This window comes from Photobacterium lucens, from assembly GCF_009873615.1.
Lineage (GTDB): Bacteria > Pseudomonadota > Gammaproteobacteria > Enterobacterales > Vibrionaceae > Photobacterium > Photobacterium lucens.
Window position 1 is genome coordinate 1 of record NZ_SSMG01000076.1, and the last position, 6,570, is coordinate 6,570.

Consider the following 6,570-nt stretch of genomic DNA (forward strand, 5'->3'; position numbering starts at 1 on the left):
AACTTTTACTTATCGTTTTTGTTAAAAGTCAAAAAAATCGTGATATTTAACTAACACTCTTCGATTCAACACTATGCATTTTTGAGTCGTTTTCATTATTGAGAAAAACATAGCAGAGTAAGGCAATAAAGCGAATTTTTATGCCCATGTATATTTATGGCTTTATTCTACGATAGCGTTTGCTGCATTTTCATCAATTTCGTGTTAGGAAATTAAGCGTAAAATTAAATTCTGCTCAAAAAGTAACGGTTGGTTTTTTGCTCTGCTTGGAATGACTGAACATTCACTTTATCAAAAATGTAAAGATAAAACCCTTTCACTAAAGTGTTGTGATTTTTTATGCTTTAAAACTGCGTAACTAGGCGATATTTGGTGCTGTGTTTGTTATTTCAGTTAGGTTAATGGAATGTTGCAAAAAGTATTTTCAGGTGATACTTTCGAAAAAGATGATTTTTAATGAAATGTCATGCTCTGCTAAAGAATAGCTATTCGAGTTAGTGACAATTTCTATAAGACAGGAGTTTGCGCACATGAAGGATGACGTGGCGCTAGCAGTCAACGACCTGCATAAATCTTTTGGTGACAATGAAGTGCTAAAAGGCATTTCTCTTACTGCTCACCGTGGTGATGTAGTGTCGATTATTGGCTCATCAGGCTCAGGAAAGAGCACATTTCTACGCTGTATCAACTTATTAGAGACCCCAACGCAAGGCGAGATCTGGGTTAACGGTGAATTGATAAAAATGCATCATAATCGCCGTGGTGAATTCCTTCCTGTTGACGAGAAACAAGTACAACGTATTCGCTCCCGTCTAGCCATGGTATTTCAAGGCTTTAATCTGTGGTCGCACATGACAGTGCTACAAAATGTGATTGAAGCACCTGTGCATGTTCTAGGCGTACCGAAAGCAGAAGCGGTTGAAAAAGCTGAAACCTTATTACAAAAAGTTGGCTTATTTGAACGTCGTCATTATTACCCAGCCCATTTATCTGGTGGTCAGCAGCAACGTGCCGCTATTGCGCGTGCGCTTGCGGTGGATCCGGAAGTTATGCTGTTTGATGAACCTACCTCTGCACTCGATCCAGAGCTTGTCGGTGAAGTGCTGGGTGTCATGCAAGATCTAGCACAAGAAGGGCGTACCATGTTGGTGGTAACTCACGAAATGGCGTTTGCTCGTGATGTGTCAAATCAAGTGATGTTCCTCCATCAAGGATTAGTAGAAGAGCAAGGTCACCCCGATAAATTATTTACCAGTCCAGAATCCGAAAGATTGCAGCAATTTATTTCGTCTATTTACTAAACTTAGAGTTATCGACTAAGGCGTAGGGTGCTTATTCACTCTGCTATCAGATAACTGCGCTTTTGAGCGCGATGATCATGGCGAGATAGCTCTGATCACTGAATATAAACAGGAGAAGCGATATGAAAAAATGGATTTTAGCCGCAGCATTGTTCTCTGCGATGGGCGCATCAGCAGTACAAGCAAAAGAGTGGAAAGAAGTACGCTTTGGTATTGAAGGTGCTTACCCTCCATTTAGTTGGACTGAGCCAAACGGCGAGCTAAAAGGCTTTGATGTTGATATGGCAAACGCACTTTGTGCGCAAATGCAGGTGAAATGTAAGATCGTTGCTCAAGATTGGGACGGTATTATTCCATCGCTTCTCGCTCGTAAATATGATGCGATCATCGCCGCTATGTCGATCACCGAAGAGCGTAAAAAGAAAATCGATTTCACGGGGAAATATGCCCTGATCCCTAATAAGTTTGTAGCAAAGAAAGGCACAGATTTAGACTTTACTAAAGAAGGTTTAAAAGGGGTGAAAATTGGTGTTCAACGTGCAACGACCCACGATAAATACTTAACTGACAACTTTGGTGATTCAGTTGAAATCGTACGTTATGGTTCATTTGATGATGCCTACCTTGATTTAAAAGCTGGTCGTATTGTTAGCGTGCTAGGTGATGCATCAGCATTGGAAGAAGGATTGCTAAATAAAGATGGTGGTGAGGGCTTTGAATTTATTGGTCCATCACTGACAGATCCTAAATGGTTTGGTGAAGGCTTTGGTATTGCAGTACGTAAGCAAGATAAAGACCTGACCAAGAAGTTAGATGAAGCTATCTTGGCATTGCGTGAAAATGGTCAATACCAAAAAATTGCAGAGAAGTACTTCAACTATGACGTTTACGGTCAGTAACTCATAGCTGAATAAGAGCATGTGATGTTGCCTGTCCAAGAGAGGGACAACACATGCTCGTTATTTTGAACAATGAAGGAGTATGCCGTTGTTCGATTTATATGGATATGGATGGTCTCTAGCCCAAGGCGCATGGATAACAATTCAAGTTGCACTGCTGTCGCTATTGCTTGCTGCTACCTTAGGTATGTTAGGTGCATTAGCTAAGCTATCGCCTTATCGTTGGGCGCGCGCGATTGCCACACTTTATACGACGGTAATTCGCGGTATTCCCGATCTTGTCTTGATGATGCTGATTTTCTTTGGCGGTCAAATGCTGCTTAATGACAGTTTGTACAATATGAACGAGTGGCTCAATAACTATTTCACTCAGTCTGATCCAAGCCATGAATGGACGAGTTATTTACCCGATTATATTGAGATCAGTCCGTTTGTTGCGGGTGTCTTAACCATAGGTTTTATCTTTGGCGCGTACATGGCAGAAACGTTCCGTGGGGCGATTTTAGCGGTTGATAAAGGCGAACTTGAAGCAGGTAAAGCGTATGGAATGAGTGGTTTTCTTTCGTTTCGTCGTATTTTATTACCACAGATGATCCGCCATGCTTTACCTGGCTTTGGTAACAACTGGTTGGTATTACTGAAAACTACTGCTTTGGTCTCGATCATTGGCCTTGATGACATGGTGCGCAAAGGCGCATTAGCCGCAGGCACAACGCAAAAACCTTTTACCTTCTATTTTACCGTTGCGATTGTGTTCTTAATTTTTACCTCGATATCGACCTTGGCACTTAATTGGGCTGAGCGTAAATACAGTATTCCGACGAGGTAGTGATATGGACTTTACGATTTTTACTGAAAGCTGGCAGATCTACCTCGAAGGTTTTTACACCACAGTGTGGATGGTCGCAGTATCGTTATTGATTGGACTAGTGTGTGCTATTCCGATTGGCGTAATGCGCAATAGCGACAACAAATTTATCGCGTTTCCGGCTTGGGCATATATTTACTTCTTCCGTGGCACACCACTGTTGATCCAGCTTTACCTGATTTATTACGGCTTAAGCCAAGTTATCGAAGTGCAAGGCACATTGTGGCAAGAAGCATGGTTCTGTGCGTTAGTGGCTTTCATTTTAAATACTGCTGCATACACGGCTGAAATTATTCGCGGTTCAATTAACAGTATGCCACAAGGAGAAATAGAAGCGGCCAAAGCCTATGGTATGAGCCAACTTCAAGCTTTTCGCCGTATTATTTTGCCAAGTGCGTTACGCCGAGCGTTACCGGCTTACAGCAATGAAGTGATCTTCATGGTACACGGCTCAGCGGTGGCGGGGATTGTCACCATTGTGGACTTAACCGGTGCGGCACGGATAGTGAATTCTCGTTACTATGCACCGTTCGAGTCATTCTTGTTTGCGGGTTTATGCTACATGGTACTGACGTTTGCCATTATCTGGGGCTTTAAGAAACTGGAAGCACGATACTTACGTCATTTACAGTCATTAACTGAAATTACAGATTAAGTTGTTTCCTAGAAACTTGAAGAGTGTAAAAAAAGCCCAGCGTTGAATCATCAAGGCTGGGCTTTTTGTGTTATTGGTGATGTGTTTTACACCGCCACATCATCATACAGATGAACGGATGTAAGTGCTGATACTTCATTAATATACTGGCGAACGCGTGCTGGGTATTGAACGCCTTTTGCGACCGTGAGATTACGCAGCATTGGGAATAGATGAATATCATCGTAGCTTAGCTGATTATTACGCTCTGATGGCAATGTTAACCATTCCAATGTTTGCAGTGCGTTATTAGCAAGTTCAATGTAGTGCGCAGAATCTGCAAACGCTTGTTCAAAGCTGACTGACAGCATTGGCGCTTTTTTATCATGGAACCATGTTCTGGCTTCTCCGACTTGAAACTCTGGTAAGTCAATTTTCAGCCAGCGAGGGTAGAGCAAATAAGGCACACAATGGCGAGCTGCTTCAGCCCATTCTACCAACTCTTGTTGGTGAACCTCAGGCGTCAGTACTGGGTGCGCATCGCTATTGTCGATGTATTTGACGATATCAAGGCTTTCAGCCATGTAGCTACCGTCCGGCTTTTGGAGGATTGGCACCATGTTAGCACCCACTTTCTCGATTCGTGCATCAATGTCGTGATTTTGCAGATAAACCAAGTCAATATCGGCTTTTTTCAAGCCAGTGATCATCATGGCTTTGACGCAGAAAGGGCAATGGTCAAAAACGAATAACTTCATAGGTAGTCCCTTAGAGTGAAGTGAAATAGGTAGTAAAAAGGTGAGTAAAGACTCACCTTTATTTTTATTTGAATGTCGACCAGATCGGCGCGTGATCCGATGGTTTCTCGATACCACGTAATTCATAGTCGATATCAGATTCCACACAACGCTCAGCCAGTGATGGTGTTGCAAGGATCACGTCAATACGCAGACCACGGTTATCAACAAAACCTTTAGAGCGGTAATCGAACCATGAGAACTTATCGTCGACACTTGGGTGTAGTTGACGGAAAGTATCAATAAAGCCCCAATCTAATAGAGTTTGTAACCACTCACGTTCAATCGGTTGGAATGAACATTTGCCTGTTTTTAGCCAGCGTTTTGCGTTAGCTGGGCCAATACCGATATCTAAATCGATAGGACTGATATTAATATCACCCATCACAATTAACTCTTCATCGTTAGTGTGAGCAGTATTTAAGTAGTTCATCAGATCGGCGTAGAACTTTTCTTTGGCTGGGAATTTTGTTTCATGGCTTACGTTATCCCCTTGTGGGAAGTAGCCATTCATCACAGTGAGATCCTTGCCGTTTTCTTGCTTGAAAGTTGCCATGATCATACGACGTTGGGCATCTTCATCATCGGTCGGAAAGCCTTTTTGTACACTGATTGGCTCTTGTTTACATAACATAGCTACGCCGTAGTGGGCTTTTTGACCGTGGAAGTAAACTTTGTAGCCCATCGCTTCAACATCCGCTAATGGGAATGCTTCATCATGAACTTTAATTTCTTGTAGACCAATGACGTCAGGTTGATGCTTTTCAATTAAAGCCTGTAATTGGTGAAGGCGAGCACGTAGCCCATTGATGTTGAAGGAGATAACTTTCATCATTTATTCCGATTTATGTCTGTATGTAATTACGGATAAGCCAAGATACTAACATAGATGTTAAGTCGTAACAGAGCCTATTTATTTTAAATAAACGATGAGGTTAATCGATATTAAGCAAAGAATATTAGAGAAAAGAAGGCGACGAGAAAGATAAGAGCCGCCTTCGGTAATTATAGGTTATTTATAGCTAAGCAACGATTTTAGGTTGACCGTCGGATGCAGTAACACCACCGTCAACAGGTAGGTTTACACCATTAACAAAGCTTGCATCACTGCTTGCTAGGAAGCTCATCACGGCTGCAACTTCTTCAGGCTCTGCGGCACGACCTAATGGAATACGTTCGTTAAACTTATTACGAATATTTTCGGGCCAGCCATTGGTCATGTTAGTTTTCACTAGGCTTGGGCATACAGAGTTAACACGCACACCTTGTAGGCCAAAATCCAGTGCTAGAACACGAGTAAGGTTTACAATTGCGCCTTTAGATACGCAGTAATATGCCGCACCCCAGTCAGCACCTAAGCCTGAAACAGAGGCGTTGTTAACAATACAGCCTTTGCTTTCAATAAGGTGAGGCAAGGCATGTTTAGCGCAGTAAATCGCACCATTGATATTCACACTGGAGATTTTCTCCCAGTCTTGAATGCTACCGTCTAAAATCGTACCTGGGATATGTACACCTGCATTGTTGATTAAGATATCAATCTTATGGAAGTTCTTAATGGTTTGTTCGATAAGGTTCTTAACCTCTTCTTCATTAGATACGTCAGTTTTTACGCTCAGAGTTTTCTCTGCGATAAGCTCACTCTGTACTTTATCTAATGCGTCTTGGTAAAGATCTGCTAAAACAACAATGGCACCTTCGGAAGCAAAACGATGTGCTGCCGCTTTACCCATACCGTTACCAGCACCTGTGATAATCACCACTTTTCCTTCGAATCTGTTCATGATTGGCCTTTATATCATACAAATGATGCGCGCATGATAGATCGCTGATGATGGTGGATTTGTGATCACTGTCACTAATATTTAGGCAACATTAAGAACAAATGAATAACGGAATGATTTGCTAGTAATTAAGAAACAATTATTCATAACCCATTCATATTCCAAGGGGTATTTCCTTTGTCAAATAAATAAATCGCTGTTTTATTTATTAATAAGAGAATTAATTTTTTGCTATTAGCTGACACTTAATGATTAAAAATCAATATATTAGTTTTTAGTTAAGCCGC

Annotated in this window: 7 protein-coding genes; 4 read left to right on the forward strand and 3 right to left on the reverse strand. The window is 41.7% G+C overall.

Translation table 11 applies throughout. The annotated features are described in order from the left end of the window. The first annotated feature begins 530 nt into the window (after positions 1 to 530). The 4 genes from E5A76_RS03960 (at position 531) to E5A76_RS03975 (ending at position 3,723) form a co-directional block, all read left to right on the forward strand. The gene (locus E5A76_RS03960; protein ID WP_161118165.1) at positions 531 to 1,301 is read left to right on the forward strand and encodes an ABC transporter ATP-binding protein; all 771 of its coding nucleotides are present in this window, start codon (positions 531 to 533) and stop codon (positions 1,299 to 1,301) included. 122 nt (positions 1,302 to 1,423) lie between these two features. Next, the gene (locus E5A76_RS03965) at positions 1,424 to 2,200 is read left to right on the forward strand and encodes an ABC transporter substrate-binding protein (protein ID WP_161118166.1); all 777 of its coding nucleotides are present in this window, start codon (positions 1,424 to 1,426) and stop codon (positions 2,198 to 2,200) included. A gap of 88 nt (positions 2,201 to 2,288) precedes the next feature. Continuing rightward, complete coding sequence (locus E5A76_RS03970) at positions 2,289 to 3,029, forward strand: ABC transporter permease (RefSeq protein ID WP_107279804.1); 741 nt, start codon at positions 2,289 to 2,291, stop codon at positions 3,027 to 3,029. A 4-nt stretch (positions 3,030 to 3,033) separates the two neighbouring features. Next, the gene (locus E5A76_RS03975) at positions 3,034 to 3,723 is read left to right on the forward strand and encodes an ABC transporter permease (protein WP_161118167.1); all 690 of its coding nucleotides are present in this window, start codon (positions 3,034 to 3,036) and stop codon (positions 3,721 to 3,723) included. Positions 3,724 to 3,809: 86 nt separating this feature from the next. On the opposite strand, the gene grxB is transcribed toward E5A76_RS03975, so the two are convergent. The 3 genes from grxB to E5A76_RS03990 all read right to left on the reverse strand — a co-directional run bounded on the left by grxB (position 3,810) and on the right by E5A76_RS03990 (position 6,283). After that, the gene (gene grxB / locus E5A76_RS03980) at positions 3,810 to 4,460 is read right to left on the reverse strand and encodes a glutaredoxin 2 (protein WP_161118168.1); all 651 of its coding nucleotides are present in this window, start codon (positions 4,458 to 4,460) and stop codon (positions 3,810 to 3,812) included. A 64-nt stretch (positions 4,461 to 4,524) separates the two neighbouring features. Beyond that, positions 4,525 to 5,331 (reverse strand): exodeoxyribonuclease III, encoded by an 807-nt coding sequence (xthA, locus tag E5A76_RS03985; RefSeq protein WP_023931456.1) that lies wholly within the window; start codon positions 5,329 to 5,331, stop codon positions 4,525 to 4,527. A 190-nt stretch (positions 5,332 to 5,521) separates the two neighbouring features. After that, the gene (locus E5A76_RS03990; protein ID WP_161118169.1) at positions 5,522 to 6,283 is read right to left on the reverse strand and encodes an SDR family NAD(P)-dependent oxidoreductase; all 762 of its coding nucleotides are present in this window, start codon (positions 6,281 to 6,283) and stop codon (positions 5,522 to 5,524) included. Positions 6,284 to 6,570 lie beyond the last annotated feature (287 nt).

Bases quoted from the DNA above. Each gene is read 5' to 3' on its own strand.
- grxB (WP_161118168.1), bottom strand. From the start codon at position 4,460: ATGAAGTTATTCGTTTTTGACCATTGCCCTTTCTGCGTCAAAGCCATG.
- E5A76_RS03990 (WP_161118169.1), bottom strand. From the start codon at position 6,283: ATGAACAGATTCGAAGGAAAAGTGGTGATTATCACAGGTGCTGGTAAC.
- E5A76_RS03975 (WP_161118167.1), top strand. From the start codon at position 3,034: ATGGACTTTACGATTTTTACTGAAAGCTGGCAGATCTACCTCGAAGGT.
- E5A76_RS03965 (WP_161118166.1), top strand. From the start codon at position 1,424: ATGAAAAAATGGATTTTAGCCGCAGCATTGTTCTCTGCGATGGGCGCA.
- xthA (WP_023931456.1), bottom strand. From the start codon at position 5,331: ATGAAAGTTATCTCCTTCAACATCAATGGGCTACGTGCTCGCCTTCAC.
- E5A76_RS03960 (WP_161118165.1), top strand. From the start codon at position 531: ATGAAGGATGACGTGGCGCTAGCAGTCAACGACCTGCATAAATCTTTT.